Source organism: Sphingomonas sp. (assembly GCF_019749955.1).
Taxonomy (GTDB): domain Bacteria; phylum Pseudomonadota; class Alphaproteobacteria; order Sphingomonadales; family Sphingomonadaceae; genus Sphingomonas.
In genome coordinates this window covers 1-26,952 of sequence record NZ_JAIEPC010000027.1, presented here as the reverse complement: position 1 = coordinate 26,952, position 26,952 = coordinate 1, and the positions used below count along the sequence as shown (strand labels likewise).

Here is a 26,952-nt window from a genome sequence, read left to right as displayed (position 1 = left end):
GCAGTTGACGGCATAAGTGCATCCGGCACGCTAGCGGACACGTAGCTCATTCCAGTTCGAAGAGAATTGGAGCCGAGATGCATGGGCGAATGGCATTGGACACAGCGGTAGATCGCGGCAACGCGCTGCTGGGTTCGCTGCACCCCGATGATGCACAACTGATCGCCGCCGATCTGCAACGTCATGTCGTCGGCGGGGGCGAAATACTGCTCGATCCAACCCGACCGCTCGATCACGTCTTCTTTCCCGAAACGGCGGTGATCGGGCTGCGCACGGCAACGGCAACGGGGCGCATGATGCAAGTTGGCCTTGTCGGGCGCGAAGGGATGGTCGGCTGGTGGGCGTTGCTGGGCAACGACATGCCGGACCACGGCGCCGTGGCGCTACTACAGGGCGGAACCGTGCTGTCGATCCCGACGACGCGGCTGCGTGCGGCGTGCCGCGCCAGCCCGACACTCCTTGCCGATCTGCTGCGCTGTATGGGGCAATTTGTGGAGCAGCTCAGCGACACGATCGTGTCGACTGCGTGCGATCCGGCCGAACGGCGGCTGGCCCGTTGGTTGCTGATGCTCCACGACCGGATCGATGGCGATGAAATTGCGATCAAGCACAGCGAATTGGGCGTGCTGCTCAACCTGCGGCGCGCGACGATCACCGATTGCCTGCACATTCTTGAAGGCGAGCGCGCGCTGCGGTGTACGCGCGGCCATATCGCGATCCGCGACCGGGCGATCCTCGAAGCGTTCGCGCGCGATAAATCCGCCAAACCCAGAGGCGGGCGCTAACCGGTCTTTAAGATTTGGGCGCTAAAATTAAGCTTCTCGAAATAAGTCCGGGCAGCGTCAATGGCATGCTATTTGATATCGGGGTCGGCGCTTCTGCACCGCGTCGTGGCGTGCTGCGTCGCTGGCGCCCGGTAAGGCGCACGTCGATGCCCCCCCCCGCCTTCCTGCCCCCGCTTGATCATCAACGCCGCGAAGGTGAGCGGGCGCGGGTGATGATGGTCGCGTCAATCCGAGAGCGCAGCGCGACGGCGCATGACGCCGTGATCAACGATCTGTCGCGCCAAGGCTGCCAAGTCTCCAACATCTTCCTGCGCACGGGCAAGCCGGTGTGGGTCCGTTTCGGCCATCTCGCCCCGATTGAAGCCACGGTGATGTGGGCGCGCGGCGACCAAAGCGGTATTCGCTTCAATCAACCGTTGCACCCGGCCGTGCTCGATCACGTCGCCGCCGCCGCCCGGGTACGCTGATTGGGCGCTTCCGCGCCGTCAGTGCTTTTCTTCGGCCTTGTATTTGGTGTGGCACGCCGCGCAGGTGCCGCCCAATACCGCATATTGCGCCGCAAATCCGGCGCTGTCCCCGGCCTTGGCGAGCGCGTTAAGCTTGGCCGCCTCGGTCGCCATCGTGGCGGCGGCGGCTTCGAACCCGGCGCGGTCGCTCCAGACGATCGGTAGCGCTTCAGATTTCGGCGTGGTGCTGCCTGCCGGGAACAGGCCGGGCAAGGCCCGCCCCCAGCCGGCAATCGCGCCCGACGGCAACGCCAGCGTCTTCACATCATCACCACGCGCAATCGCGGCCTTGATCGCCAAGAAGCTGGCAAGGTTGAGCCGGAATGCGGCCTGCCGCGCAGCGACCAGCGCGTCCGCGCTCGGGGTCGCTTCGGCGGGGCGCGCCATGCTGTTGGTGGCAATGCCGAGCACAAGGGCAGCGGCGGACAGAGCGAACAGGACGCGCATCGGCATTCTCCCAAATCGGTGACGGGCTCAGGCTATGCCGACCGCGCCCGATCGGCAAGACCGCGCGCTAGCTGACGGGCACGAACTGCGCGTTGTCGGCGAAACCAAGCTTCGTGATCCCCGCGCGCTTGATCGTCGCGAGCAGGCTGTCGAACCGCGCATAACGCGCATCGCCAGCGGCCGCCACCACCAGCGCATCGCCGCGCCGGGCGATCGTGTGAAGCCGCGCGGGCAGGGCTGCGTCGCTCACGCCCACGCCGTCGATCCTTACCGTGCCATCACTGCCAAGGTCGAGCCGATGCTGCGGCGCATTGACGGGCGGCGCCCCTGGCTGCGGCAGATCGAGCGGCACTTTGTGCGTGACGATCGGCAGCGTGATGATCAGCATGATCAACAGCACCAGCAGCACGTCGATGAGCGGGGTGATGTTGATCGCCGTCATCGGCTCGGGATCAGCAGGGGAGAAATATCGCGTCGCCATGGTCGCCAGCCTCCTGTGTGATGATGTAACATACAATCATTGAAACCCTTGGCAACCTGAAATCGCGGTTGTTGGTGGAGCGGGCGGGGTAACGAAAGCCGCGCCCCGATCATCGCGGTCGGGGCGCGGGTTCGGGCACTTAATCAGTCGTCGTCATCATCGGCGACATCGCCCTCGACGGCGTCGTCGTCAGCATCATCGTCATCGTCGTCATCATCGTCATCATCGCCGTCGACATCATCATCGTCGTCATCGTCATCGTCATCCGACGCCGTGTCGTCATCGCCAACCGCATCCTCGTCTTCGTCGGCGTCGTCTTCATCAGGGCCCATGTCGGGCGCGAGGCCGGTCAGGACCGTGCCATCGCTTGGTCCGTCGCGCGTCACCTCAAGGATTTCAGCGCGTTGGCTTTCGTCATAGCCGTCTTCGTCAAAGCCTTCGCCTGCCGGGCCGTCTCCGGCAATTTGCACGCCACCGATGCTCATTTCCCGTCTCCTTCGCCGCTTGTTTGCGGACCGACTCCGCCAACGGCTGCGATGATCCCCGGTTCCCGCGACTCTGTGATGACGGTCAGCTGGGTCGGAACATCCGCCCGCGCTCGACGATCGCGATGATGACAAAGGCGAGCAGCGAAGCGACGAAAAAGCCAAGGTAGAGCGGCACCGTCGTCCCGTCGAAACGCTGGCCGATCAGCGCGCCGACCACCGCGCCGATGGTGACGGTGATGAAGCCCTGCACGCTCGACGCGGTTCCGGCGATCGCGCCCATATTCTCCATCGCCATTGCCGAGAAATTGGCGCTCGCAAGGCCAAAGCACGCCATTGCCAGCGATTGCAGGATGGCAAAGGTCCAGATCGTCTCATGCCCCGTCGCCGCGACGACCAGATGCACGCCAGCCAGCACGATGAAAGCGGCAAGCGCGCTGTGCGATATCCGCCGCGTGCCGAGCCGGATCACGATCCGCGAATTGATGAGGTTCGCGAGCGCCATCATGCTCGCCACCCCGATGAACACCGGCACGAGCAGATCATCGCTGCCCGTCAGCGCGGCGACGATCTGCTGCACCGAATTGATAAAGCCATAAAGCGCGCCGAGCAGTGCGGTCGCGGCGAGCGTATAGCCAATCGACGCGCGATCGGTCAGCGTGACGCGCCAGTCCGACATCAGCCGCTCGATCGACAGCGGGTGGCGCTGCTCGGGCGCGAGCGTTTCGGGCATGCGGATCGCAAACCACGCCAGCACGCCGGCGCTCACCACCGCGATCAGCACGAAGATCAGCCGCCAGCTACCGAACAACAGGATCAGCTGGCCGAACGACGGCGCCAGAACCGGCGCGGCCATGAACACCATGAAGGCGAGGCTCATGACCCGCGCCATCGCCCGGCCCGAATAGCAATCGCGCACCAGCGCCACCGTCACCACCCGCGACGCGGCAATCGCCAGCCCGCTCGCGAAGCGCGCGACCAGCAGCAGCATGAAGCTGCTCGAAAACGCCGCCACCAGATTGGCGACGACATAGCCCGCCAGCGCGATCAGCAACACCGGGCGGCGCCCATAGCGATCAGCAAGCGGGCCATGGACGAGCTGTGCCAGCCCGAATCCGAGCAAAAAGGAACTGATCACGAATTGCCGCTCATTCTCGCTCGCCACGCCCAGCGCCGTGCCGATCGCCGGCAAGGCGGGCAGCATCGAATCGATGCCAAGCGCGGTGAGGGCCATCAGCGAGGCGACGAGCGCGACGAACTCCACAAAGCCGATGGGCGCGCGCTGTTCCTGGTCAATGGCATCGGGAGCGTTCATCGGCGCGGCCATGCCCGATTGGGGGCGATGCGTCACTCGCTAATCGCTGCGCTGCACCAAGCGCGATTGACGCGTTCACCGGCAGCGCGTATTATCGTTGTATATCACCTTCGAAAGGCTTCCGATGCGCGCACTTGTTCTGCTTGCCTTGCTGGCCGCCCCGCTCGCTGCTTGCGGCGACAAGGAGGGCGACAGCGCGATCAGCTTTAGCGGCAACGGCACCGACGGCAATTTTGCGATCAACGTGCCGGGCTTTTCGGGCAATGTGAAGCTGCCCAAGCTCAAGCTCGACGCCAGCAATGTCGAGTTCAACGGCGTCCATCTCTATCCAGGATCGACCGTCAGCAGCTTCAACCTCGACGCGTCGGGCGACGGTGACAAAGGCAATGGCAAGGTGCGCATCGGCTTCGACAGTCCCGCTGATCCCGCAACCGTGCGCGACTGGTTAGCCGAGCGGCTCGGCAAGGCCAATTTCACGCTCAGGGCGCAAGGCAATAGCCTGATCGGTACCGACGACGAGAAAAAGCCGTTCCGCATCGACTTCGAACCCGCAGGCGCGGGCAAGAGCAAGGGCGTGGTCACGGCGGGTAGCTAGTCGCGGTCGCTTATTCTCCCACATCGGTCCCGTCGCGTCCCGTCGCTTGACGTGGAGCGCATCGCGGGGGGACTAGGGGGATCACCCCCTCTCGGAGCGCTTGCCATGACCCGTTTGCCGCTTGCCGCCCTTGCGCTTGCCCTCACCCTTGCCGGTTGCGGCGCTGCGCCCGAGCCGACCGATCGCAGCGCGCTCGCCGACATAAACGACACGATGGTCGCCAACGCGACGACCATGCCCATGCCAATGCCCGACGGCAGCATGGCCGACATGGCCAAATTCGCGCTCTATCCTGGATCGAAGCTGGTCGAGGCGAGCAAGATCATGCCGCACGAACCCGACGACATGACCAGCTTCAGCTTCTGGAGCCCTGCCCCGCCCGCCAAGCTGCGCGCCTGGTATGCGAGCGAACTCGGCAAGGCGGGTTATAAGCTGCGCGCCGAAGGCAATAGCCTGGTCGGCACCGACGATCACGGCAAGCCATTCCGGCTCGACCTGACCGACGCGCCGGGTGGCAACGCGATGGGCGTCGCCAGCAAGAGCTGAGGGTCTGGCGGCTCGGGGTCGGGCGCCCTATTGTGTCGGCTACCCACTCTTTCGGACGCCACGCCATGCTCGATACGCTCGACCAGATTCCCACGCTGTCGCTTCGCCAAGACCGCGACGACCCCGATGGCTTTGCCGCAGCGATCGGTGCGTCGTTCGAACGCTTCGGCTTTGCCGTCGTCGCCGATCACGGTGTGCCCGCTGATCTGGTCGACCGTGCCTGGGCCGAGACCAAGGCCTTCTTCGAGCTGCCCGAAGCCGAGAAGCGCGGCTATTTCACCCCCGCCGGGGGCGGCCAGCGCGGCTACACCCCGTTCAAGACCGAGATCGCAAAGGGCGCGAGCGCGGTCGACCTGAAGGAATTCTGGCACGTCGGGCGCCCACTGCCCGCCGGGCACGCCTTCGAAGCCGTGATGCCGCCCAACATCTGGCCGACCCGGCCCGAGGGATTCCGCGATACCTTCACCGAGCTGTTCGCCGCCTTCGACCGCGCTGGCGACGTCATCCTGTCCGCCATCGCGCGCCATCTGGGCCTTGCGCCCGACTGGTTCGACCCGGCGGTGAAGGATGGCAATTCGATCCTGCGGCTGCTCCATTATCCGCCGATCCCCGCCGATGCAGAAGGCGTGCGGGCCGGGGCGCATGAGGACATCAACCTCATCACCCTCCTGCTCGGCGCCGAGGAAGCGGGGCTCGAGCTGCTCGACCGTGACGGGCGCTGGCTCGCGGTGAAGCCGCCCGAGGGTGCGCTCGTCGTCAATGTCGGCGACATGCTCCAGCGGCTGACCAACCATGTCCTGCCGTCGACCACCCACCGCGTCGTCAACCCGCCGCCCGAACGGCGCGGGTCGTCGCGCTATTCAATGCCCTTCTTCCTCCACCCCGCGCCCGATTTCCTGATCGAGACGCTGCCTGGGTGCGTGAGCGCGGCCAATCCCAACCGCTACCCCACCCCGATCACCGCGCATGATTATCTGCACGAGCGGCTGGTCGAGATTGGGCTCGTCAAGGCTTGACCCCGCGCTGCCGCGCCGCCACCGCTAGGCAATGAGCGAAACCAAACCACTCCGCATCGCGCTCGCCGGCCTCGGTACCGTTGGCGGCGGGGTGATCCGGCTGATCGATGCCAATGGCGACCTGATCGCGCGGCGCGCCGGGCGGCGGATCGAGATCGTTGCCGTCTCGGCCCGCGACCGCGCCAAGGATCGCGGCGGCGACATCGCCCGCTTCGGCTGGGTCGACGACACCACCAAGCTCGCCGAGGCCGACGCGGACGTGATCGTCGAGCTGATCGGCGGATCGGATGGCCCCGCGCTCGCGCTCGCGCGCGCCACGCTTGCGAGCGGCAAGGGCTTCGTCACGGCCAACAAAGCGATGATCGCGCACCACGGGCTCGAACTCGCAACCGCTGCCGAAGCATCGCGCGCGCCGCTGAAGTTCGAGGCAGCGGTCGCGGGCGGCATCCCGGTCATCAAGGGCCTGCGCGAAGGCGCCGCCGCCAACGACATCGCGCGCGTCTATGGCATTCTCAACGGCACCTGCAATTTCATCCTGTCGAAGATGGAGGCGGAGGGGCGCGACTTCGCCGAAGTGCTCGCCGAAGCGCAGGCATTGGGCTTTGCCGAAAGCGACCCGAGCTTCGACATCGACGGCATCGACGCGGGGCACAAGCTGTCGATCCTCGCCAGCGTCGCGTTCGGCACGCGGCCCGCGTTCGGCGCGGTGGCAGCGAGCGGCATCCGCCACATCCTCGCCGCCGACATCGCCGAAGCCGCCGCGCTCGGCTACCGCGTCCGGCTGATCGGGCTGGCCGAAGCGGGGCCGCAGGGGCTGTTCCAGCGCGTGCATGCGCATCTGGTGCCGGTCGATCATCCGCTCGCGCATGTCACCGGCGCGACCAATGCCGTGGTGGCCGAGGGCAATTTCGTTGGCCGCCTGCTGTTCCAGGGCGCGGGCGCGGGCGATGGCCCGACCGCGAGCGCCGTGGTCGCCGACCTGATCGACATTGCGCGGGGCGAATATGGCGCGCCCTATGCGATGCCCGCCGCCGAGCTGGCCGACACGCTCCCCGCCGACAGCGGCGACCGGATCGGGCGCGCCTATGTCCGCTTCACCGTCGCCGACAAGGTGGGCGTGCTGGCGGAGATTGCGGCGGCGATGCGCGACGCAGGCGTGTCGATCGAAAGCCTGATCCAGCGCGGCCGCGTCGGCGACGGCAGCGTGCTGGTCGCAATCGTCACCCACGAAGGGCCGGAACGCGCGGTCGCGCAAGCGCTGGAGCGGCTGCGCGGGTCGGCCAGCCTGACGGATACGCCGCTTTGGATGCACATATTGGGGTAGTTGCTCCTACCACCGTTCGTTTCGAGCGCAGTCGAGTAACCTGCCACAGGCGACGTCGCTCCGGGCTTGTTTCTCGACTGCGCTCGAAACGAACGGAAGCGCTTGTGACTGAACCGCACGTCTTCACGCGCTATCCCCACCCCGAAAGGTTACAAAAGTCACGACCATCCCAGGGGGGGTCGATCGGGCCAATCGCTTACGTTTTCAAAGAGCCACCGAGTCGTGACACAGGTTTTCCAACATTGAAAGCGGGGCCGACGAGCCGCTGGTCACGAGCTTATCTCGCCCCTCCCCTTCAGGAGTTTTGCCGCAGTGCCGTCCCCCGGACGGCACAAAGAGCGGCAACACTGGGATGGGGGTGGGGCCTCTCCTTCGGGCGGCACGCTCGCGGAAGCGCCCCACCCCAACCCCTCCCCTTCAGGGGAGGGGCTTGAGAAATGCTTCCGGTTTTCCCTCAGATCTACTTCGCAAATCCCGTCGGCGCGGGGCTGACCGTTACCGTTGTGCCGGCGCGGATTTCCTGCACTTCGAGCGCGCGCTGGGCGACACCGTCAGGGCCGAAGCGGAACGCGCCGTCGAGGCCGGCAAAGCCGCCGCGATCGCTCAGCCGATCGGTCGGGAATGGCGTGCCGACCGGCCAGTCGCGCATGATCCGCACTGTCAGCAGCACCGCGTCATAGCCAAGGCTCGACAGCCGATAGGGCGCCTTGCCGAAGCGCGTGCGGTATTTGGTCGCATATTGGCGGTAGAGCCCGTCCGACACGCTCGCGAACCATGCGCCTTGCAGCGCGGGCGCGGCAGCGACCGACGCCTCGGTATTCCACAAATCGGTGCCGAGCACTTGCGCGGTCGGTCCGCCGCTGCGGCGGATGATCGGCACCGCCGTCGCCCCGGTCGCGCCCGAATCGGCGATCAGCACGGCCTGATAGGGTGAGGCGCGGCCCAGTCGCGTGATCGCCGCCGTCAGCGATCCGGGCTGGCGATCATAGGTCTGGAGGCTGACGACCTGCCCGCCGCTATCCTCGACCGCACGCAATAACGCGGTCGAGGCGCGATCACCGTAGAGACCATTGGGCACCAGCCCCGCGAAATCGCGAATCCCCTTTGACGCGGCATAATCGACGACGCGCGCGATCGACTGGGCCGGGGCATAGCCGAGCACGAAGGTGCCATTGCCCGCGACGCCGCTATCGTTCGAGAATGTCACCACCGGCACGCCTGCGCGCCGGGCGATTGGCGCCACCGCGCGCGCATCATCGGAAAGCAGCGGCCCGAGGATCAGCCTGTTGCCATCGGCCAGCGCCTTTTGCGCAGCGGCGGCAGCGCCGAGATTGGTGTCATAGGTGGTGATCCGGATCGCTTCATTGCGCAGATCGAGAATCGCGAGCTGGGTCGCATTGGCGATGCTCTGACCAACACCGGCATTGGGGCCGGTCAGCGGGACGAGCAGCGCGATGCGCTGGCGCGCGGTGTCCTGCGGAATGCCGGTGTCGACGCGCGGCGTCGTGGTCGGGCGCGCCACCGGCGGCGGCGTCTGCACCACCGGCCCCGACGGCCCGCGCGGCACCACCGTCTGGCACGCGGCGAGCATCAGTCCGAGCCCGGCGCCGATCAATTTCCGGCCCCAGCCCTTGGCGAGTTGCCGACGTACCGCAGTGTCTGTCATGGTCCCACCCTAATGAACGCCGCCCCGAACAACAGCGCCTTGTCGCCCGGCCTCTATATCGTCGCCACCCCGATCGGCAATCTCGGTGATCTTTCGCCGCGCGCCGCCCACATATTGGCGCATGCCGACATAATCGCGGTCGAAGACAGCCGCGTGACGGCGCGTTTGCTCCAGCATATCGGCGTGCGGCGGCCGATGCAGCCGTACCATGATCACAATGCGGAAGGCGTGCGGCCGGGCCTGATCGCGCGGATGGCGACCGAGTCGGTCGCGCTGGTGTCCGACGCGGGGACGCCGCTGATTTCGGACCCCGGCTATAAGCTGGTGCGCGACGCGCGCGCGGCGGGGCATGCGGTGGTGACGATTCCCGGGCCATGCGCCGCCGTAGCGGCGCTGACCTTGGCAGGGTTACCGACCGATCGGTTCCTGTTCATGGGGTTCCTGCCGCCCAAAGCGGGCGCGCGCGCGAGCACGATTGCCGAAGTGGCGGGGGTGCGCGCGACTCTGGTGTTCTACGAAAGCGGGCCGCGCCTCAGCAGCGCGCTGGCGGCGTTGGCCGAGGGGCTTGGCGACCGCGAAGCGGCGGTCGCGCGCGAGATCACCAAGCATTTCGAGGAAGCGGTGACGGGGACGCTATCGACGCTGGCCGCGCGCTATGCCGATGCGCCGCCCAAGGGCGAGATCGTGATCGTCGTCGCCCCGCCGGGCGAGGCCGCACCCGCCAGCGCTGCCGATGCCGACATGGCGCTGGCCGAGGCGCTGACGCGGCTGTCGACGGGCCAGGCGGCGAGCGAAGTCGCGAAGGCTTTAGGGCTCGACCGCAAAATGCTTTACGCGCGGGCGCTGGAGTTGAAGGGGTGAAGGCCGATCGCCAAGCCGCCGAGGCACGCGGGCGCGAGGGCGAGACGCTCGCCGCCGCGCATCTCAAGCGGCGCGGCTGGACGATCATCGCCGAGCGGGTGCGGACCAAAGTCGGCGAGGTTGATCTGGTCGCCAAGCGCAAAGGCCTGATCGCCTTTGTCGAAGTGAAGGTACGCGCGACCGCCGCCGAACTCGACTTTGCGATCGACGAGCGCCGCCTCGCCCGCGTTGCCGCTGCGGCCGAAGCGCTCGCGCCGACCTACGCGACCCAAGGCGAGGATATCCGCATCGACGTGATCCTCATCGCACCTGGCGCCAAGCTGCGCCACATTGAGAATGCTTGGGTTGGATGACTTCGCGCGCATCACAGCCTAGATAGCAGGCTACCCTGCTCACCCCCGTTCGGGCTGAGCTTGTCGAAGCCCTGCCCTTCCCTTCGACCCGCGAAAGGAAGGACAGCCCTTCGACAAGCTCAGGGCAAACGGCTCAAGGACTTTTCAGGCATGACGCTCACCGTTGCCGTCCAGATGGACCCGCTCGACCAGATCAACATCGGCGGCGATTCGACCTTTGCGCTGATGCTGTCGGCGCAGGCGCGCGGGCATCGGCTGTTCCATTATCTCGCGAGCGACCTCAATTATTCGGACGGCCATGTCTGGGCGATGGCGCATCCGGTGACGGTGCAGCATATCGTCGGTGATCATTACCGCACACTGCCGCCGGTGCGGCTCGATCTGGGCCATGACGCCGATGTCGTGCTGATGCGGCAGGACCCGCCATTCGACCTGGGCTATATCACCGCGACGCACTTGCTTGAGCGGATCGCCGACCAGACGTTGGTGGTCAACGACCCCGCCAGCGTCCGCAACGCGCCCGAGAAAGTGTTCGTGCTCGATTATGCGCGCTTCATGCCGCCAACGCTCGTGACGCGCAGCCTCGACGAAGCGCGCGCCTTTCTGAAGGAGCATGGCGAAATCGTCATCAAGCCGCTCCACGGCAATGGCGGCAAGGCGATCTTCCGGGTGGGGAGCGACGGCGCCAATCTGTCGGCGCTGGTCGAAGTGTTCAACACCGCGTGGCGCGAGCCGCATATGGTGCAGGCGTTCCTGCCCGACGTCGCCAAGGGCGACAAGCGCATCGTGCTGGTCGACGGCGAGGTCGTCGGCGCGATCAACCGCCTGCCCGGCGAAGGCGAAATCCGCAGCAATCTCGCGGTCGGGGGTTCCGCCGAGCGGACCGTGCTGACCGAGGAGGAGCGCGAAATTTGCGCCGCGCTCGGGCCGGAGCTCAAGCGGCGCGGGCTGCTGTTCGTCGGCATCGACGTGATCGGCGGCAAATGGCTGACCGAGATCAACGTCACCTCGCCCACCGGCATCGTCGCGATCGAAAAGTTCGACGGCACCGATGTCGCCGGGCTGATCTGGGACGCGATTGAAGCGAAGGTTGCGGCGCGGCTGGGATGAGCATAGAAGCGACGTAGCAACCGCTACAGGAGTCGCCTGCCATGCCCAGCCCGCTCGACATCATCAAAACCATGACCGATGCCATGGCGATCAAGGATTATGACGCGGCGCTGCCGTGGTTTACCGACGATTGCGAATATACCAACCTGCCGATGGGGAGCGTGACCGGGCCTGCGGGCGTGCGCAGCGTGCTCGAACCGTTCTTCGCGCCGACGGTCGAGAATGAATTCCGCATCCTGCGCGTGGCGGTCGACGGCGACACGGTGTTTACGGAGCGGCTCGATCGCCACCTGATCGATACCGGCTGGGTCGAGCTGCCGGTGACCGGCGTTTTTGTCATCCGCGACGGCAAGATCGCGGTGTGGCGCGAATATTTCGATCTCGGCACGATCGTGCGCCAATGGCCCGCGCTGGCGGCGATGGCGGGGTGAGGCTCCTCGCTTGCTTCCCATAATGGGAAATGATAGGTAGCGCGACGTGAGAATCATTGCTCGCAGCTCGCTGATCGCTTTTTGGGAACGGCATCCCGACGCGAAGGCGGCGTTGCTGCATTGGTTCGAAGTCACGAAGGCGGCTGATTGGCAGTCGCCGTTGGAGGTGGTGCGCGATTTTTCGAAAGCAAAAGCACTCAACGGCGAACGTGTGCGGTTCGACATTGGCGGTGGCGATTACCGATTGATCGTCGCGTTCGATTTCGCGCGGCAGATCGCGTTCGTGAAGTTTCTCGGCACGCATGCCGAGTATGACCGAATTGACGCGCTGACAGTTAGCCTGTTTTGAGGATGCCTGCGATGGACGAAATCCGCCCGATCAAGACCGATTCCGACCATGCAGCCGCTTTGCGCGAGATCGAAACGCTTTGGGGCTCCCCGGTGGGATCGCCGCAAGGCGACCGCCTCGATGTGCTTGCAACCCTCGTCGATGCCTATGAGGCGTCGCGGTGGCCGATCGAACCGCTCGATCCGGTCGATGCGATCAAAGCAGCGATGGCGATGAATGGCTATGATCGCGCCGCGCTGGCGAGACTTATCGGCCAATCACGCGCGACCGAGATTCTCGGTCGCACCCGCCCCCTGACGCTACCGATGATCCGCAAGATCGCGCGCGAGTGGCGGGTGCCTGAAAAGCTATTGGTCGGCGCCTACACGACTCGCTAGCCGCTCAAGCGCGCGGGTGCGCATTCCGGTACACGTCGAGCAGGTGCGCTGCGTCGACCTGGGTATAGATCTGCGTCGAGCTGAGGCTCGCGTGGCCGAGCAGTTCCTGCAAGCTGCGCAAATCCGCGCCACGCCCGAGCAGATGCGTGGCGAAACCGTGGCGCAGCGCGTGCGGGGTGGTGCGCTCACCGAAGCCCAGCCGCACGCGCGCCGCGCGCACCGACCGGCGGATGATCGCAGGGGAGAGCGGCCCGCCCTTCGCACCCCGGAACAGCATTTCGCCGCGCTCGACCGGCCAGGGGGTGAGGCGGACATAATCCTCGATCGCCGCACGGACTTGCGGCAGCAGCGGCACGATCCGCGTCTTGGCGCGCTTGCCGGTGACGCTGATCGTGGCACCAAGCGGCAGCACTGCTGCCGTCAGCCCGACCGCTTCGCCGATGCGCAGCCCCGCGCCGTAGAGTAGCAGCAGCACCGCGAGATCGCGCGCGGCGATCCACGGGGTCGCGGCATCCTCGGCGACATCCTCGGCGAGGGCGACCGCTTCGTCGGGCGATACCGGGCGCGGCACGCCTTTCTTGACGCGCGGGCCTTTCATCGCTGGCGCGGGTGCGCCGACGAAGCTCAGGAACCCGCGCACGGCGGAGAGTTCGCGGGCGGCGGATGCATTGCCGAGGCCATCGGCGCGCCGCATCGCGAGATAGGCGCGCAAATCCGCCGTCGTCAGCTTGGCGAGCGCCGCCGTGTCGACCTCTGCCCCCCAATGGCCTTGCAGGAAGGCGACCAGCCGCTCGGCGCTCGCCTGATAGGCGCGCACGGTATGGACCGAACGACGCCGGTCGCGCCGCAAATGATCGGCATAGGCTTGGGAAAGCGCCATAGCGCCCCGTCTAGCTGTCCGGATGCGCTTTGGGGAGGGGAAGTGGCGGGAAGCAAGACGGACAGCGAGAGGGGGCTGTAGCGGGACGGTTCCTCTTTCGCCTGAGCCAAGGTTTGTGCCCGCGGATATCCTGACCTCTAGTCGTAATGGGCTCGCGTCGGCATTAGCACATATTCGCGAATGCCGATTGACGTGAGCGCCACCTTCTTAGCTAATAAGGTGGCGTTCTACCGATCGCCAAATTTCTTGTTGCGCCTGAAAAAATACCCCGCAAAAAATCCAACCCATGACAGTCCTGGAAATACAAACAGGCCAAATGGAATGTATTCATCGTATCCAGCAGCTGCGACCGTTCCAATTAACATTACTAAAGCTATTGAAACAAGCGTTATCGAAACACTAATGAATATGCCAATTTTTGTCGAAATAAAAGCGGAAATAGAAGAGACAAGCAAAATTGCAGCTATTCCCTGCCAAAAATTAAATATGAGCGCTACCATCAAAGCCTACTATACACAGATTTGCCAGCTCGCTGGTTAGTCGGATTTGGCGAGGGGCGAGGGAGTCGCCTCCCCTTGCTAAGCTCTTTAAATCAGCAAGCCGCCAAGCGCCGCTATGCTCTCCCCTGAGTAGGAGAGGAGCTACTACAGCCTCACCCGATCACCTGCCCCGTCTTCGCCCAGTCCGCCAGAAACCCCTCAATCCCCTTGTCGGTCAGCGGGTGCTTGACGAGCTGGCGGATGACGGCGGGGGGTGCGGTCATCACGTCGGCGCCGATGCGCGCGGCCTCCAATATGTGGATCGGGTGGCGCACGCTCGCGACCAGGATTTCGGTCTCATAGGCGTAGTTATCGTAGATCAGCCGGATGTCGCGGATCAGCTCCATGCCGTCGAAGCCGACATCGTCATGCCGCCCGACGAACGGCGAAATGAAGGTCGCCCCCGCCTTGGCCGCGAGCAGCGCCTGATTGGCCGAGAAGCAGAGCGTGACGTTGACCATCGTGCCGTCATCGGTCAGCGCCTTGCACGTCTTCAGCCCGTCGATCGTCAGCGGCACTTTGACCGCGATATTGGGCGCGATCTTGCGCACAATCTCGGCCTCGCGCATCATACCTGCGTGGTCGAGCGCCACGACTTCGGCCGACACCGGCCCGTCGACGATGCCGCAAATCTCCGCCACGACTTCGAGGAAATTGCGCCCCGACTTGGCGATCAGCGAGGGATTGGTGGTGACGCCGTCGACCAGCCCCGAATCGGCAAGATCACGGATTTCGGCGGTGTCGGCAGTATCGACGAAGAATTTCATGGGTGGGCTCCCGGACTATGGTTGGCGCGGGCCATAAGACAAAGCCAGTGCGATGGCGAGCCTGCGCCACGATGCGACCAAATGCCGCCTCATGCATTATGCTGTCCGAGCCTTCCTGCGGATGGCCAAGTTTTATTCCGAAAGGACTCGATCATGAAAAAACTCTTCATCGCCGCCGCGCTGAGCGCGCTTATCTTTGGCAGCGTCGCCCAGGCCGACATTGGCATCGACGTCCGCCAGACCGATCTCCAGCGTCAGGTCGACGCCGGCAAGCGGTCGGGCAAGCTCAGCATTCGCGAGCGCAATGTGCTCAACGCTGAACTGCGCCGGATTTCAGCCGTCGAAGCCCAGCTGCGCGCACGCGGCAATAATCTGAGCGAGCGGGACGAGCGCCGCATCGGCGCGATGCTCGACAAGGCGCAGCTGCATATCCGCCAGCTCAAGCAAAACCGCGAGCGCGGCCGCAACGGCATCCACTTCTAGGGGTTGATCGGGCGATCGGCGTCGGTAGATCGCCTTTCCCTGTCGCTGTTCAATGCCCATAAAGGGCTGATGTCCCGCGCGCGCGTCATCATCCTCAACTCGGCCCTCGGCCCGCTCGATTACCGCGCGCCGCAGAGCATGCAGGTCGCGCCCGGCTCGATTGTGGTGGCGCCGCTCGGCCCGCGCCAGGTGATGGGGGTGGTGTGGGAGGAGGATCGCCTGCCCGCCGAGCCGGTCGGCGACAATCGGCTGCGCAACCTGATCGCGGTGGCCGATGCGCCGCCGATTGCTGCTCCCTTAAGGCGGCTGATCGAGTGGACGGCGGACTATTATCTCGCCCCGCTTGCGAGCGTGTTGCGGATGGCGATGCCGTCGAGTTCGGCGCTCGAAGGCGCGCGGACCGTCACCGAATATCGGCTGACCGGCGAGGTGCCGGCGCGGCTCTCCCCGCAGCGCAGCCAGGCATTGGAGCGGCTCGGCGACCGGCAGGGGCTAGTGCGCGAGCTGGCGCTGGCGGCGGGGGTGTCGGACGCGGTGATCCGGGGCCTCGTCAACGTCGGCGCGATGGAAGCGATCGAAGTCGCGATCGATTCGCCCTTCCCGGTGCCCGATCCCGATCACCAGCAGCCCGCGCTGTCGGACGCGCAAGGCTCGGCTGCGCGGCAATTCACCGATGCGGTGACGGCGCGCGCCTTTGCCCCGATGCTGCTCGACGGCGTCACCGGATCGGGCAAGACCGAGGTTTATTTCGAAGCGATTGCGCAAGCGATCCGCGAGGGCCGCCAGAGCCTCGTGCTGCTTCCCGAAATCGCGCTGACCGAGCCTTTCCTGAAGCGCTTCGCCGCGCGCTTCGGCTGCGCGCCGGTGGCGTGGCATTCGGACTTGCGCCAGTCGCAGCGCAGGCGGGCATGGCGCGCGGTCGCCAGCGGCGAGGCGTTGGTGACGGTGGGCGCAAGGTCGTCGCTGTTCCTGCCCTATGCCAATCTCGGGCTGATCGTCGTCGACGAAGCGCATGAGACGAGCTTCAAGCAGGAAGAAGGCGTCCATTACCACGCGCGCGACGTCGCGGTGATGCGCGGCAAATTTGAAAGCGCGCCGGTGGTGCTGGCGAGCGCGACCCCGGCAATCGAAACGCGCCAGCAAGTCGCGGCAGGGCGCTATGCGGAGGTCAAGCTGCCGGGTCGCTATGGCGTGGCGCAATTGCCGACGATCGAAGCGATCAATCTGGTCGATGCGCCGCCCGAGCGCGGCCGCTGGATCGCGCCCAAGCTCGTCACCGCGATCGACGAGACACTCGCGCGGCGGGAACAAGTGCTGCTGTTCCTCAACCGCCGCGGTTACGCGCCGTTGACCTTGTGCCGGACCTGCGGGCACCGGTTCCAATGCCCCAATTGCACCGCTTGGATGGTCGAGCATCGCCTCATCCACCGGCTCGCCTGCCATCACTGCGGCCATGTCGAGCGCGTGCCCGAGAAATGCCCCGAATGCGGCGGCGAGGACAGCCTGGTCCCCTGCGGCCCCGGGGTCGAGCGGATCGCGGACGAAGCCGCGCTGCTCTGGCCTGATGCGAAGCGCGCGATCGTCACCAGCGACACGATCTGGTCGCCCGCCAAGGCCGCCGAGTTCGTCGCGCGGATGGAAGCGCATGACATCGACATCGTCATCGGCACGCAACTCGTGACCAAGGGCTATCACTTCCCCAATCTGACGCTCGTCGGGGTGATCGACGCCGATCTGGCGCTCCAAGGCGGCGATCTGCGCGCGGGCGAGAAGACCTTTCAGCAGATCAGCCAGGTGGCGGGCCGCGCCGGACGCGGCGCCAAGCCGGGGCATGTCTATATCCAGACGCACGATCCGCAAGCGAGTGTGATGCAAGCGCTGGTGACGGGCGATACCGAGGCCTTTTACGACGCCGAAACGCAGTCACGGCGCGAGGCGAATGCGCCGCCCTTTGGCCGCTATGCCGCGATCATCGTGTCGAGCGAGGACAAGGCCGCCGCCGACACTGTCGCGCGGGCGATCAAGCATGCCGCGCCCGAGCAGGACGCGATGTATGTCTACGGCCCTGCCCCCGCCCCGCTGGCGATGCTGCGCGGCCGCCACCGCTTCCGCCTGCTGGTCCATGCGCGCCGCTCGCTCGACGTGCAGGACGTGATCCGCGACTGGCTGGGCGGCGTCGAGTGGCCCGCGAAAGTGCGGGTCGCGGTGGATGTCGATCCGTACAGTTTCTTGTAGGGCGTGCGCGGAGACGCTATGTGTGAGGCATAGGCAATTGGATACACATCATGCGAACGAACATCGAGATTGACGATCAGTTGATGGCCGATGCCATGGAGTTTACTGGCGCCAAGACCAAGCGCGAGGCCGTCGAAATGGCGCTGAAGGCGTTGATCCGCGCTGCCGCGTATGATGGCATTCGCAGCCTGCGCGGCAAGGTCGAGTGGCAGGGCGATCTTGAGGCGATGCGGCTAGACTGATGACGATGGTCGATTCGAGCGTGTGGATCGACTTTTTTCGCGGTTCCCTCTCCCCTCAAGTCGAGCTGTTGGAAAAGTTGCTTGAGGAGCGAGCCGCACTCGTTGGCGATCTTGTCATGGTCGAAGTGCTGCAAGGCTTTGCCCACGACCATCAATTCCGATTTGCTCTTCGCCGCTTCAGCTACCTGCCAACCGTGACAATCGCGGACCCCGAAATCGCCGTTGCCGCCGCGCGCAATTACCGCAGCTTGCGCGCCAAGGGGGTGACGATCCGCAAGACGATCGACACGCTGATCGCGACCCGCTGCATCGCGCTCGATGTGCCGTTGCTGTACAGCGACCGCGATTTCGATCCGTTCGCTGCGCATCTGGGGCTAAAATCGGCGTTACCGCTCGCGGCCTCTTGAACCCACTTCGCGATTGCCCGACAGACCATAGGGTTCGCGCCTGAGGAACATGATGACGCGCTTCCTGCTCTTGATCGCCCTGCTGATCGGCCTCGCCGCGCCAGCCCGTGCCGATGACATTTCGGCGGCGGGTCGCGGCGTGGTGCGCGTCGTCACCATCGCCTCGGCCGAAGGGCAGATCGTCGGCTTCGGGCACGGCAGTGGCCTCGCGGTGGCGCCGAACCGGATCGTCACCAACGCGCATGTCGTCGAACTTGCCGCGCGCTATCCCGACAATGTCGTCATTGGCATCGTGCCGAGCGAAGGCGCCAAAAGCTATCGCGGCAAGCTGATTGCCTATGATGCCCAGCGCGACCTGGCGCTGATCGAGTTTACCGGCACGCAATTGCCGCCGCTCACCGTCTACCCCGGCCCCGTCACCGACGGCGAGACGGTGATTGCGCTTGGCTATCCGGGCAATGTCGATCTCGCGACCGCGCAATCGGCCGCCGACTATATCCGCCCGCTGATGCCGGTGCGGTCACAAGGCGGCTTTGCCGGACGGCGCGCGATATCGGGGGTCGATGTGCTGCTCCACACCGCGAGCATTGCGCGCGGCAATTCGGGCGGACCGCTGCTCGATATCTGCGGCCGCGTGATCGGCGTCAATTCGGCGATCACGCGCACCGAAGAAGGCGATTCGAGCTTTGGCTTCGCGATTGCCGATACCGAGCTTGCCGCCTTCTTGCGCGACGCCAAGCAACCCTATGCCACCACCGGCGCGCCGTGCACCAGCATTGCCCAGCGGCTGGAACAGGACAAGGAAACCGCCGCCCAGCGCGCTGACCGCGAGGCGCAGGCGGCACAAGCCGCCGCCGCGCAAGCCGCCGAAAAGCGTAGCGCGGCGATCGAACGCGCGCTGCAGGATCAGGCGCGCACCCGCGAGAATTTTATCGGCGGCGCGACGCTTCTGCTGGTGCTCGGATCGCTCGGGCTGAGCGGCGCCGGGCTGCTCGCGACGCGCGGCGCGCGGCGGCAAGCGTTTTGGGCGCTGGGCGGCGGCGGCGTGCTGATGCTGAGCGCGGTGGTGCTGTTCTTCGTCCGCCCCTTTGGCGAGGTGAGCGTCGCCTTGCCCGCTGCCGCCACGACAGCGACGGGGCCGGCCCCGGTCGTCGAGGGCAAGCTGCTCTGCCACATTTCGCCCGAACGCAGCCGCATCAACACCTCCTCCCCCGGCGATGTCACGATCGACTGGGGCAAGGATGGCTGCGTCAACACGCGCACCCAATATGTCGAGAATGGCAGCCGCTGGGAACGCATTCTCGTCCCCGCCGAAGAGCAGACGGTGTCGATCCTGGAGTACCGCCCGGCCGAGCGCGTCTATACCGAAAGCCGCTATCTGCTCAGCGCGAGCGCGATGGAACAGGCACGGCGGTTGCGGTCGAGCGTGACAATCAAGGCGTGCAGCCCGGACGAGCCGACGCGCCAGAAGCTGGCGCAGCAGCAGGCCGCGATCCGCGACGCGCTGCCGCCGCAGCCCGACGAATGGCTGGTCTATGAGTGCGCGGCGGCCAAGTGACGGCGGCGCACCCATGACGGCGCGACGAAGCGCCCAGTGCGCCACGCATAGGCCATAACGGCGAGACCGAACCCGGTCGCGACGACGATCGCCGGCAGCGATGCCTCGGCGCCGAACGCGCCGCCCGTCAGCAGCTCGGACCCGGTGATGCGCGGGACGAGCAGACCGGGCGTGTCATTGCCCGAAATCGCGATGCCGAAAATACCGCCTTGGGTGAAATTCCACGCGGCATGCACGCCAATCGCCGCCCATAGCCGCCGCGTGACCATGTAAATTGCCGCGAGCATGATGCCCGCCTCGAGCGCAATCGCGAACCCGGCGAGAAGCGACGCATTGGGATTGCCGAGGTGGAGCGCGCCGAACAAAGCCGCCGACAGGAGCAGCGCGGCCCAGCTGCCGAGCCATTCCTCGATCAGGCGGAAGAACAGGCCGCGCAGCAAAATTTCCTCGGTGACGCCGGACACGATCGACAGCGCCACGACGGGCACCAATACCTCGGCGCCACGGGTGCTGAGGACCTGATAGCCCCCCAAAGCCCAGATCAGCGCCACGACGATGGAAAACAAAATGGCGCCGATCGCCAGACCAGCGGCGAGCTCGGACACTGCCCCCCGCAGCGCGAATTCGACATTGCCGCGCCGCTCGACAAAGGTGGTGAAGGCCAGATAGATCGCGATGAAGATCACAGCGGTGACGGTGGCAGCGACAACCCGTGGAACGCCGGCATGCGAGGGATCGATCGCCCGCGCGACAAAGCTCGCGGCGATGCTGGCAATCACGAACGCGACGATGCCGATGACGAGCCGCGTCATCGGGAAGTGGAGGATACGCATCGCCAGGCCGGGTGGCGCTTTATCAGCAGCGATCGGTTGCGTATCATCCATGCGCCATCCCCCTTGGTGATTTATTCTCATAACGCACCGAAGCTTGAACTGGCAAGTTTGGGGTGGAGGAACCCGTTGACGTCCTGACGCTGCGGCGGTCGACGCGCTTCCATCCGCGCAACGGGCGCGCAAATTCGATAATGCCCGACGCGCTGCCGCAGGCGGCAATCGACGCACGCGGGCGTGCGCGGGCAATTCGCGCCCGTCGACCAGATCGGCGTCTTCGAGCGTGATCCGGCACGGGAAGCCGGGTTAGGCGGTCACCGTCATCCGCTCGCCCCCGCGCGCGGCGCGCGCGGCGTCGGACAGGCCATAAAGGTCGGCAAAGGGGCTCGCGTCGAGCCCGGTGATCGTAAAGCGGGTCATTCGACACCTTCCCGGTTCCGGAGGACGATCTTGCGGTCGATGCCATAGGCATAGCCGCCCATGCTGCCGTCGCTCCGCTGCGCGCGGTGGCAGGGGATGACGACGGCTAGGTGGTTCGCGCCGCATGCCGTCCCCGCCGCACGCACCGCGCGCGGATTGCCGGCGAGGGCGGCAAGCTCGGAATAGGTCCGCGTCTCGCCCGCAGGCGTTGCGCGCAGTGCCTGCCACACGGCTTCCTGAAAGGCGGTGCCCTGCACGTCGAGCGGCAGATCCTGGTGCCGCTCGGGGCTTTCGACGCTGGCCACGACGCGCGCAGCGAGATCGGCGAGCGCCGCGCCCCCGGGCGCGACTTCTGCCTTGGGGAAGCGGCTGACCAGCGCGTCGGCATCCTCGTCGAACGCGACGCGGCACAGCCCTTTGTCGGTCGCGGCGATCAGCAACGGGCCGAGGCTCGTCTCAGCAATCGTCCAGCGGATCGTGACGCCCGCGCCACCGCGCTGCCACACGCTGGGGCTCATGCCGAGCCGGGCGGCGGCACTTTCGTAAAAACGGCTGGGGGCGGAATAGCCGGCTTCGTAAATGGCTTCGGTCACGTTGCTCTCCTTGGTCAGTGCCTCGGCGGCGGCGCGGGCCTTCAGCCCCCGCGCATAAGCGGCAGGCGTCACGCCGGTGGCGCGTTTGAACAGGCGGTGGAAATGATGCGGCGCATAGCCGACGCGCGCGGCGAGCTGATCGAGGTTGATCGCTTCCTCGGCGGCCTCGATCAGCCGGATCGCTTCGGCGACGGCGACGCGGTCGCGGCCGACTTCGTCGGGTTTGCAGCGCAGACAAGCGCGATAGCCCGCCGCGCGCGCCGCCACCGGATCGGCGAAGAATTCGACATTCTCGCGCTTGGGGTGGCGCGCGGCGCAGCTCGGCTTGCAGTAAATGCCCGTCGTGCGGACCGCGCCGACGAAGCGGCCGTCCAGGGCACGGTCGCGGCGGACGAACGCGGCCCATGCCGCGTCCTGATCGAGGGTGGGGGTGCTGTTCATGCCCCCGATATAGGCGGGCGCGATCGGTGTCACATCCCGCGCGTTGCGTTCAAACTATTGGGCGCAGCGACAGAAAAAAGCGCTGTGATTCAGCGCGATCGGCCTGGCCACGCGAAGCCGCCTCTCCACTTCCAATAAATCTATTGACGTTTTGCGACCTTAAATTTATGTTTCACGTAAATAAAACGCGAATTGTTGAAAGGACCGTCAATGCCATCTCACCCCTCGCTTTTACGCAACCTCGCGCTGGCGGCAAGGCGCGGCGCGCCTGCCATGCTGGTCGTCGCCGCCTTGATCCTTGGTTGGCCGAGCGTCGACCGCGCCAGCGCCCCGACCATCGGTCGAACCAGCGCTTTCGTCTTTTCCACCGAAGTCGCCGTCGGCAGCGTCGTGCTGCTCGTCCGCATCGGCGAACGCTAAGGAGGCTTTTGGTGTCCACTCCCCAAATCGACGCGCTGCAGCGCGAGAGCCGGTCGCTGAAAAAGGCCTTTGAATGGGCGTTCAGCATCGCGTGTTTCCTGCTGTTCAGCCAGGTGAGCTATGTGCCGATCAAGGCCGTGCTGTTCAGCGTCGGCACGCCTGACGCAATGGCGGCGCTCGCCCATCTCGGCGAGATTGCGGCACGCTCGCTCCCGAGCGTCGCCCTGCTTGGCGCGATCTGGACCGCGCGCGGGCTGTTCAAGGCCTATGAAGGCGGCGCGGTGCTGACCCCCACCAGCGGGCGCGCGGTCGGGCGGCTCGGCGACTGGCTGACGGCCAGCGGTGTGCTGGCGCTGTTCGTCGGGCCGGCCAGTGACAAAATGGATGCGGTCACCGCCGCCTATATCACCACCCAGATCGTGCTGATCGGCGTGGGCCTGGCGATCCGGCTGCTCGGCCGGGTTCAGGCCATTGCCGCTGAGATCAAAGCCGACAATGAGCAGATCGTCTGATGCCGATCATCGTCACCCTTGATGTCATGCTCGCGCGCCGCAAGATGCGCAGCAAGGAACTCGCCCAGCGGATCGGCATCAGCGAGACCAACCTGTCGCTGCTGCGATCGGGCAAGGTGAAGGGCGTGCGGTTCGAAACGCTCGAAAAACTGTGCGACGCGCTCGATTGCAAACCGGGCGACCTGCTCGATTTCGAAAGCGAAGGCGGGATCGTTTAAGCCCCGTTCGCCTCGAACAGCTCAAGCGTGCGTTCGCGCGCGAGATCGGCGCTGGGTTCGTGATAATCCTTGCGCCGATCCGAATTAAAGCCATGCCCGGCTTCGTAGACATGGACGGTCGCATTGGGCCAAGCCTTGGCGATCACCGTGTCGACGCCGTCCATCGGGATGCCGGTATCGTGGCGGCCGAAATGTGCGATGACGGGCACTTGGGGTTCCTCCTCCACCGCGCCGGGAATCAGCGAGCCATAATAGGCCGATGCCGCCGCGACCCCAGTCAGCCGCGTCGTCGACAGCCACGCGATCGACCCGCCGTAACAATAACCGACCACGAACACTGGTCCGTCGGCCTTCAGCTTGTCGATGCAGGTCTGGACGTCCTTCAGGCTCTGGTCGAACGGGTGGAGTTCGCGCGCGAGCTGGACGGCGCGAGCGAAACCCTCACCGGTATAGTCGGCCTCGAAGCCCGGATGCTCGCGATCGAACAGCGCGGGCGACAGCACTTCGAAACCGTCATGCGCATATTCGTCGCACAATTCGCGGATATGGTCAGTGACCCCGAAGATTTCCTGCACGAGCACAAGCCCTGCGCGACGCGTTCCCGGCGGCGCGACATGATAGACCGCAACCTCGGCGCCATCGTCCATCGTCATCCGCGTCATCGTGCCGTTCGCCATTGCCTGCTCCTTTGCTGGTCTCAGGCAAGCATCATGCGGATGTTACGCAGCGAAGTCAGCCCGGTGAATCGGGCGTGTCAGCCGATTCCCCGGTCCGTTTGCCCTGAGCTTGTTGAAGGGCCGTCCTGCTTTTGCGGTGACGTCGGCGAAGAAGAACAGGGCTTCGACAAGCTCAGCCCGAACGGGGATATATCTAAGGAGCCTGAGATCGCTTGGCCCAGCTCAGCAGGCCGGGGTCAAGCCGCGCGCACGTCGGCGATCAGGCGGTTGATCTGGCCGCGCAATGCATCGACGGCGCTGGCGACGCTGTCGGCGGTACCCGCGAGGTCGCTGGCAGTGCCGCGCGCGCGCTCGGCGCGGCTGTGGAGCAATTGCATATTGGCGGCGGCACTGGCGGTGCCGCCTTCGACTTCGGTGATCGCGAGCGCGATGCAGCGGGTCATATCGCGCTGCTGCTCAACGGCGTCGGCGACATTGCTGGCCGAACGGTCGAGTCCGGCGACGAGGCCGTCGATCGATTCGATCGAAGCCAGCACCGTGTCGCTCGCCTCACGGACGGCGGACAGGCGCCCCTCGATCCGACCGGCGGCGGCTTGAGTCTGGCGTGCGAGGCCCTTCACTTCCTCCGCGACGACGGCAAAGCCGCGCCCCGCTGCTCCGGCGCGCGCAGCCTCGATCGTGGCGTTGAGCGCGAGCAAATTGGTCTGGCCCGCCAGCCCGGCGATGAAATCGAGCACCGAAGCAATTTCGCTCACCAGCGCGCCGAGCGACGCCGCCTGATCGCGCCCCGCGAGCGTACGGTCACGCACGGTGCCGACACCGGTGCGCGATTCATGTGCGGCCCTGCTGATATGGTCGATCGCCGTCGTCAGCGCGACCGAGGACTGGGCGATTGTGCGCGCCGACCGCGCGCTTTGCTCGGCCACCGCCGCTGTCGCGAGCGCATGATGCTCGGCCTCGGTCGCTTCGCCCGACATCGCGCCGGCAGTTTCGCGCAGACTCGGCCCCGCCGATTTGAGCAGGTCGACGATCGTACCCGCCTCGCGCTCGAACAGCTGGAACAACCGGTCGAGATCGGCGGCGCGCTTGGCGTGGGCGGCATGTTCGGCGACTTCGCGGCGGTGGAGCGCCTCCTCGACCCGGCGCGACTCGTCCGAAAGCCGCCGCGCGTCCCTTAAGCGTTGGCGGGCGAAAGCGAGCGCGCGGGCGATGTCGCCAATTTCGTCGCTGCGATCGAGGGCGGGGATGGCGGCATCGAGCTGATCGTCGGTGATATCTCGTGTAACGACCGCAATATCGGCAAGCGGCTGGATGATCCTGCGTTCCACGATTTGCATCCCCCGCCAGCCGACCAGAATCGCCAGCAGCGTCACGACCGATACGATCGCATACGTGCGGAACACGCGGTAACGGACGAGTCCCTGTTGCGCCGCCGCGTCATCGCGCAGCTTGTCCATCAAGCCATTGGTCGATCTGGTCAGCGGGTCGGTCGCCGCGTACAGTGGGCCGCTTACGAAAAACGCGAGCTGGTCGACATGCCCGTCTTGCAGCAGCGACTGGAGCTTAACGATCGCGTCATCGGCGTTGCCCCGCGCCGCCACGATGTCGGCGATATGCTTGCGGTAAGCCGGGTCCATAGAATGCTGGCGGAATTTGGCCCAGTTGCGCTGGATCGTCGCCCGTGATGCGGCAATCGCTGTCAGCGCGCCCGTTGCCGGCAGGTTGCCGCTTTCCACCTTGTGCGCGGTCGCCAGCGAATCGGCATAGCCGTCCATGACATGCTGCAATTCGGCGATTGGCTTCAGGCGAGCGTCGACCAACTGGCGAACCGTACCGGTCGTGATAAAGGCACCGATGACCAGCGACAGCGCCAGAATCGCCTGGATCCCCAGCATCGCGATCAGCACCCGGCGAATTACCGCACCGATGGTGTCCGCACGTCCGTTGAACCGGCCAATCCAAGGGCCCCAATTCGATGCCATGATGATCGTCCAGCGTTGAAATTGCCCAAATGTCATGGCCGGGCAGGCGACAATGAATGGTTAACCCAATGCGTCAGATAAATGAAAACAGACGTTTTTTGGCTGAATCAGCGCCAATTGCCCCGCTCCCTACACCCGGCTTGCATCAACGCAGCACCGATGCTAGCAGCCGCGCAACCCAAGTCAGGGCGCTTTGTCGCCCTGTTTTTACATGGGGCCAATTTTCCTGTTCCCAAGAGGATTTCAATCGCGTGGAGAGTTCCGGCGGTAATTTGAGCAGCGGTATCCAGGCGAGCCTGCCCGGGCGCTATGCCACCGCGTTGTTCGACATCGCGCGCGAGGCCAAGACGATTGCGGCGGTTGAGCAGAGCCTTGCTGATGTCCGCGCCGCGCTCGATGCGTCGCCCGACTTCGCGCGACTCGTGGCGAGCCCGCTCGTCAGCCGCGCCAATGCGGCGAAGGCAGTTGCCGCAACGGCGGCATCGCTCGGCACCGATCCGACGACCGCCAAGTTCCTCGGCGTGCTCGCCGACAACCGGCGTCTGGCGCAATTGCCCGCGATCATCCGTGCGTTTCGCGCGCTTGCTGCCGATCACCGGGGCGAGACGACCGCCGAAGTCACCTCGGCGCATCCGCTTGAGCCCGATCAGGTCGATGCGCTCAAGGCGTCGCTGCGCCAGCGCGTCGGTCGCGACGTGGCGGTCGACCTGACCGTTGATCCTTCACTGCTCGGCGGGCTCGTCGTCCGCATCGGCAGCCAGATGATCGATTCGTCGATCAAGACCCGTTTGAATTCCCTCGCCCAGGCGATGAAAGGCTAAGTCATGGATATCCGCGCCGCAGAAATCTCGAAGGTCATCAAGGACCAGATCGCTTCGTTCGGCACCGAGGCAGAAGTTTCCGAAACCGGCCAGGTGCTGTCGGTCGGCGACGGCATCGCCCGCATCTATGGCCTCGACAATGTTCAGGCCGGCGAGATGGTCGAATTCTCGAACGGCGTGCAGGGCATGGCGCTCAACCTTGAAGCCGACAATGTCGGCGTCGTGATCTTCGGCTCGGACAGCCAGATCAAGGAAGGCGATGTCGTCAAGCGCACCGGCA

General features: G+C 65.6%; 33 protein-coding genes and 1 pseudogene. 23 read left to right on the top strand and 11 right to left on the bottom strand.

Translation table 11 applies throughout. The annotated features are described in order from the left end of the window. Positions 1 to 89: 89 nt before the first annotated feature. Together K2W81_RS08250 and K2W81_RS08245 are read left to right on the top strand one after the other, a co-directional pair. Positions 90 to 785 (top strand): Crp/Fnr family transcriptional regulator, encoded by a 696-nt coding sequence (locus K2W81_RS08250; RefSeq protein WP_294103233.1) that lies wholly within the window; start codon positions 90 to 92, stop codon positions 783 to 785. A 146-nt stretch (positions 786 to 931) separates the two neighbouring features. Next, positions 932 to 1,252: a PilZ domain-containing protein gene (locus tag K2W81_RS08245; protein WP_294103231.1), complete on the top strand. Its 321-nt coding sequence runs from the start codon at positions 932 to 934 to the stop codon at positions 1,250 to 1,252. Between the two features lie 18 nt (positions 1,253 to 1,270). Here the strand turns inward: K2W81_RS08245 and K2W81_RS08240 are convergent, their stop codons facing one another. From K2W81_RS08240 to K2W81_RS08225, 4 genes are all read right to left on the bottom strand, one after another. Further along, positions 1,271 to 1,744 (bottom strand): cytochrome c, encoded by a 474-nt coding sequence (locus tag K2W81_RS08240; protein ID WP_294103229.1) that lies wholly within the window; start codon positions 1,742 to 1,744, stop codon positions 1,271 to 1,273. Between the two features lie 61 nt (positions 1,745 to 1,805). Next, entirely contained in the window at positions 1,806 to 2,219 is a 414-nt protein-coding gene (locus K2W81_RS08235; protein WP_294103227.1) for a biopolymer transporter ExbD, read from the bottom strand. A gap of 143 nt (positions 2,220 to 2,362) precedes the next feature. Then, entirely contained in the window at positions 2,363 to 2,704 is a 342-nt protein-coding gene (locus K2W81_RS08230; protein ID WP_294103225.1) for a DNA primase, read from the bottom strand. An 85-nt stretch (positions 2,705 to 2,789) separates the two neighbouring features. Then, positions 2,790 to 4,055: a multidrug effflux MFS transporter gene (locus K2W81_RS08225; RefSeq protein ID WP_366932225.1), complete on the bottom strand. Its 1,266-nt coding sequence runs from the start codon at positions 4,053 to 4,055 to the stop codon at positions 2,790 to 2,792. A gap of 88 nt (positions 4,056 to 4,143) precedes the next feature. Between K2W81_RS08225 and K2W81_RS08220 the strand changes: the two genes are divergently transcribed. From K2W81_RS08220 to K2W81_RS08205, 4 genes are all read left to right on the top strand, one after another. Then, positions 4,144 to 4,614 (top strand): hypothetical protein, encoded by a 471-nt coding sequence (locus K2W81_RS08220; protein WP_294103223.1) that lies wholly within the window; start codon positions 4,144 to 4,146, stop codon positions 4,612 to 4,614. Between the two features lie 105 nt (positions 4,615 to 4,719). Beyond that, on the top strand, positions 4,720 to 5,160 hold the full coding sequence (locus K2W81_RS08215) for a hypothetical protein (RefSeq protein WP_294103221.1): 441 nt from the start codon (positions 4,720 to 4,722) through the stop codon (positions 5,158 to 5,160). A 65-nt stretch (positions 5,161 to 5,225) separates the two neighbouring features. After that, entirely contained in the window at positions 5,226 to 6,176 is a 951-nt protein-coding gene (locus tag K2W81_RS08210) for a 2-oxoglutarate and iron-dependent oxygenase domain-containing protein (protein WP_294103219.1), read from the top strand. Positions 6,177 to 6,207: 31 nt separating this feature from the next. Further along, on the top strand, positions 6,208 to 7,500 hold the full coding sequence (locus K2W81_RS08205; RefSeq protein WP_294103217.1) for a homoserine dehydrogenase: 1,293 nt from the start codon (positions 6,208 to 6,210) through the stop codon (positions 7,498 to 7,500). Between the two features lie 460 nt (positions 7,501 to 7,960). Here K2W81_RS08205 and K2W81_RS08200 read toward each other — a convergent pair whose 3' ends face one another. Further along, positions 7,961 to 9,166, bottom strand: a complete 1,206-nt coding sequence (locus tag K2W81_RS08200; protein ID WP_294103215.1) for a penicillin-binding protein activator — start codon at positions 9,164 to 9,166, stop codon at positions 7,961 to 7,963. 12 nt (positions 9,167 to 9,178) lie between these two features. Between K2W81_RS08200 and rsmI the strand changes: the two genes are divergently transcribed. The 6 genes from rsmI (at position 9,179) to K2W81_RS08170 (ending at position 12,647) form a co-directional block, all read left to right on the top strand. Continuing rightward, positions 9,179 to 10,027 (top strand): 16S rRNA (cytidine(1402)-2'-O)-methyltransferase, encoded by an 849-nt coding sequence (gene rsmI / locus K2W81_RS08195; RefSeq protein ID WP_294103212.1) that lies wholly within the window; start codon positions 9,179 to 9,181, stop codon positions 10,025 to 10,027. After that, positions 10,024 to 10,380 (top strand): YraN family protein, encoded by a 357-nt coding sequence (locus K2W81_RS08190; RefSeq protein ID WP_294103210.1) that lies wholly within the window; start codon positions 10,024 to 10,026, stop codon positions 10,378 to 10,380. The genes rsmI and K2W81_RS08190 overlap by 4 nt, the downstream gene beginning before the upstream one ends. Before the next feature lie 150 nt (positions 10,381 to 10,530). After that, positions 10,531 to 11,490: a glutathione synthase gene (gene gshB, locus K2W81_RS08185; RefSeq protein ID WP_294103208.1), complete on the top strand. Its 960-nt coding sequence runs from the start codon at positions 10,531 to 10,533 to the stop codon at positions 11,488 to 11,490. 41 nt (positions 11,491 to 11,531) lie between these two features. Then, positions 11,532 to 11,921 carry a limonene-1,2-epoxide hydrolase family protein gene (locus tag K2W81_RS08180; RefSeq protein ID WP_294103206.1) on the top strand — a complete coding sequence of 130 codons (390 nt, stop codon included), beginning with the start codon at positions 11,532 to 11,534 and terminating at the stop codon, positions 11,919 to 11,921. 46 nt (positions 11,922 to 11,967) lie between these two features. After that, entirely contained in the window at positions 11,968 to 12,270 is a 303-nt protein-coding gene (locus K2W81_RS08175) for a type II toxin-antitoxin system HigB family toxin (RefSeq protein WP_294103204.1), read from the top strand. Positions 12,271 to 12,281: 11 nt separating this feature from the next. Further along, positions 12,282 to 12,647: a transcriptional regulator gene (locus tag K2W81_RS08170; protein WP_294103202.1), complete on the top strand. Its 366-nt coding sequence runs from the start codon at positions 12,282 to 12,284 to the stop codon at positions 12,645 to 12,647. Positions 12,648 to 12,651: 4 nt separating this feature from the next. On the opposite strand, the gene K2W81_RS08165 is transcribed toward K2W81_RS08170, so the two are convergent. Further along, the gene (locus K2W81_RS08165; RefSeq protein WP_294103200.1) at positions 12,652 to 13,527 is read right to left on the bottom strand and encodes a tyrosine recombinase XerC; all 876 of its coding nucleotides are present in this window, start codon (positions 13,525 to 13,527) and stop codon (positions 12,652 to 12,654) included. Positions 13,528 to 13,719: 192 nt separating this feature from the next. Between K2W81_RS08165 and K2W81_RS08160 the strand changes: the two genes are divergently transcribed. Beyond that, positions 13,720 to 14,067 carry a hypothetical protein gene (locus K2W81_RS08160; protein WP_294103199.1) on the top strand — a complete coding sequence of 116 codons (348 nt, stop codon included), beginning with the start codon at positions 13,720 to 13,722 and terminating at the stop codon, positions 14,065 to 14,067. A 112-nt stretch (positions 14,068 to 14,179) separates the two neighbouring features. Here K2W81_RS08160 and fsa read toward each other — a convergent pair whose 3' ends face one another. Then, on the bottom strand, positions 14,180 to 14,833 hold the full coding sequence (fsa, locus tag K2W81_RS08155; RefSeq protein WP_294103198.1) for a fructose-6-phosphate aldolase: 654 nt from the start codon (positions 14,831 to 14,833) through the stop codon (positions 14,180 to 14,182). Between the two features lie 153 nt (positions 14,834 to 14,986). On the opposite strand from fsa, the gene K2W81_RS08150 reads away from it, so the two are divergent. From K2W81_RS08150 to K2W81_RS08130, 5 genes are all read left to right on the top strand, one after another. Continuing rightward, positions 14,987 to 15,316, top strand: coding sequence for a hypothetical protein (locus K2W81_RS08150; protein ID WP_294103196.1), 330 nt, complete (start codon positions 14,987 to 14,989; stop codon positions 15,314 to 15,316). Positions 15,317 to 15,385: 69 nt separating this feature from the next. After that, positions 15,386 to 17,551: a primosomal protein N' gene (locus K2W81_RS08145; RefSeq protein WP_294103193.1), complete on the top strand. Its 2,166-nt coding sequence runs from the start codon at positions 15,386 to 15,388 to the stop codon at positions 17,549 to 17,551. A gap of 50 nt (positions 17,552 to 17,601) precedes the next feature. After that, a complete protein-coding gene (locus tag K2W81_RS08140) occupies positions 17,602 to 17,793 on the top strand; it encodes a type II toxin-antitoxin system VapB family antitoxin (RefSeq protein ID WP_294103188.1) in 192 nt (63 codons plus the stop codon). Further along, a complete protein-coding gene (locus K2W81_RS08135) occupies positions 17,793 to 18,200 on the top strand; it encodes a PIN domain nuclease (protein WP_294103184.1) in 408 nt (135 codons plus the stop codon). The genes K2W81_RS08140 and K2W81_RS08135 overlap by 1 nt, the downstream gene beginning before the upstream one ends. 49 nt (positions 18,201 to 18,249) lie before the next feature. Next, positions 18,250 to 19,758 (top strand): trypsin-like peptidase domain-containing protein, encoded by a 1,509-nt coding sequence (locus K2W81_RS08130; protein ID WP_366932224.1) that lies wholly within the window; start codon positions 18,250 to 18,252, stop codon positions 19,756 to 19,758. Here K2W81_RS08130 and K2W81_RS08125 read toward each other — a convergent pair. Continuing rightward, a complete protein-coding gene (locus K2W81_RS08125; RefSeq protein WP_294103182.1) occupies positions 19,734 to 20,642 on the bottom strand; it encodes a type II CAAX endopeptidase family protein in 909 nt (302 codons plus the stop codon). The genes K2W81_RS08130 and K2W81_RS08125 overlap by 25 nt on opposite strands. Positions 20,643 to 21,004: 362 nt before the next feature. Beyond that, positions 21,005 to 22,042 carry a bifunctional DNA-binding transcriptional regulator/O6-methylguanine-DNA methyltransferase Ada gene (gene ada / locus K2W81_RS08120; RefSeq protein WP_294103180.1) on the bottom strand — a complete coding sequence of 346 codons (1,038 nt, stop codon included), beginning with the start codon at positions 22,040 to 22,042 and terminating at the stop codon, positions 21,005 to 21,007. A 210-nt stretch (positions 22,043 to 22,252) separates the two neighbouring features. Between ada and K2W81_RS08115 the strand changes: the two genes are divergently transcribed. Genes K2W81_RS08115 through K2W81_RS08105 form a run of 3 tightly spaced genes read left to right on the top strand, consistent with a single transcriptional unit; the run spans position 22,253 to position 23,192 of the window. Beyond that, positions 22,253 to 22,462: a hypothetical protein gene (locus K2W81_RS08115; protein ID WP_294103178.1), complete on the top strand. Its 210-nt coding sequence runs from the start codon at positions 22,253 to 22,255 to the stop codon at positions 22,460 to 22,462. An 11-nt stretch (positions 22,463 to 22,473) separates the two neighbouring features. Further along, positions 22,474 to 22,974, top strand: coding sequence for a DUF2975 domain-containing protein (locus tag K2W81_RS08110; protein WP_294103176.1), 501 nt, complete (start codon positions 22,474 to 22,476; stop codon positions 22,972 to 22,974). Beyond that, the gene (locus tag K2W81_RS08105; protein WP_294103173.1) at positions 22,974 to 23,192 is read left to right on the top strand and encodes a helix-turn-helix transcriptional regulator; all 219 of its coding nucleotides are present in this window, start codon (positions 22,974 to 22,976) and stop codon (positions 23,190 to 23,192) included. Before K2W81_RS08110 ends, K2W81_RS08105 begins: the two co-directional genes overlap by 1 nt. On the opposite strand, the gene K2W81_RS08100 is transcribed toward K2W81_RS08105, so the two are convergent. After that, entirely contained in the window at positions 23,189 to 23,869 is a 681-nt protein-coding gene (locus tag K2W81_RS08100; RefSeq protein WP_294103171.1) for a dienelactone hydrolase family protein, read from the bottom strand. The two genes, K2W81_RS08105 and K2W81_RS08100, sit on opposite strands and share 4 nt — an antisense overlap. Before the next feature lie 236 nt (positions 23,870 to 24,105). Next, positions 24,106 to 25,851 carry a methyl-accepting chemotaxis protein gene (locus tag K2W81_RS08095; protein ID WP_294103170.1) on the bottom strand — a complete coding sequence of 582 codons (1,746 nt, stop codon included), beginning with the start codon at positions 25,849 to 25,851 and terminating at the stop codon, positions 24,106 to 24,108. Between the two features lie 251 nt (positions 25,852 to 26,102). Between K2W81_RS08095 and K2W81_RS08090 the strand changes: the two genes are divergently transcribed. Next, positions 26,103 to 26,672 (top strand): F0F1 ATP synthase subunit delta, encoded by a 570-nt coding sequence (locus tag K2W81_RS08090; RefSeq protein ID WP_294103168.1) that lies wholly within the window; start codon positions 26,103 to 26,105, stop codon positions 26,670 to 26,672. Positions 26,673 to 26,675: 3 nt separating this feature from the next. Further along, positions 26,676 to 26,952: pseudogene (locus K2W81_RS08085) on the top strand (F0F1 ATP synthase subunit alpha); the annotation flags it as partial.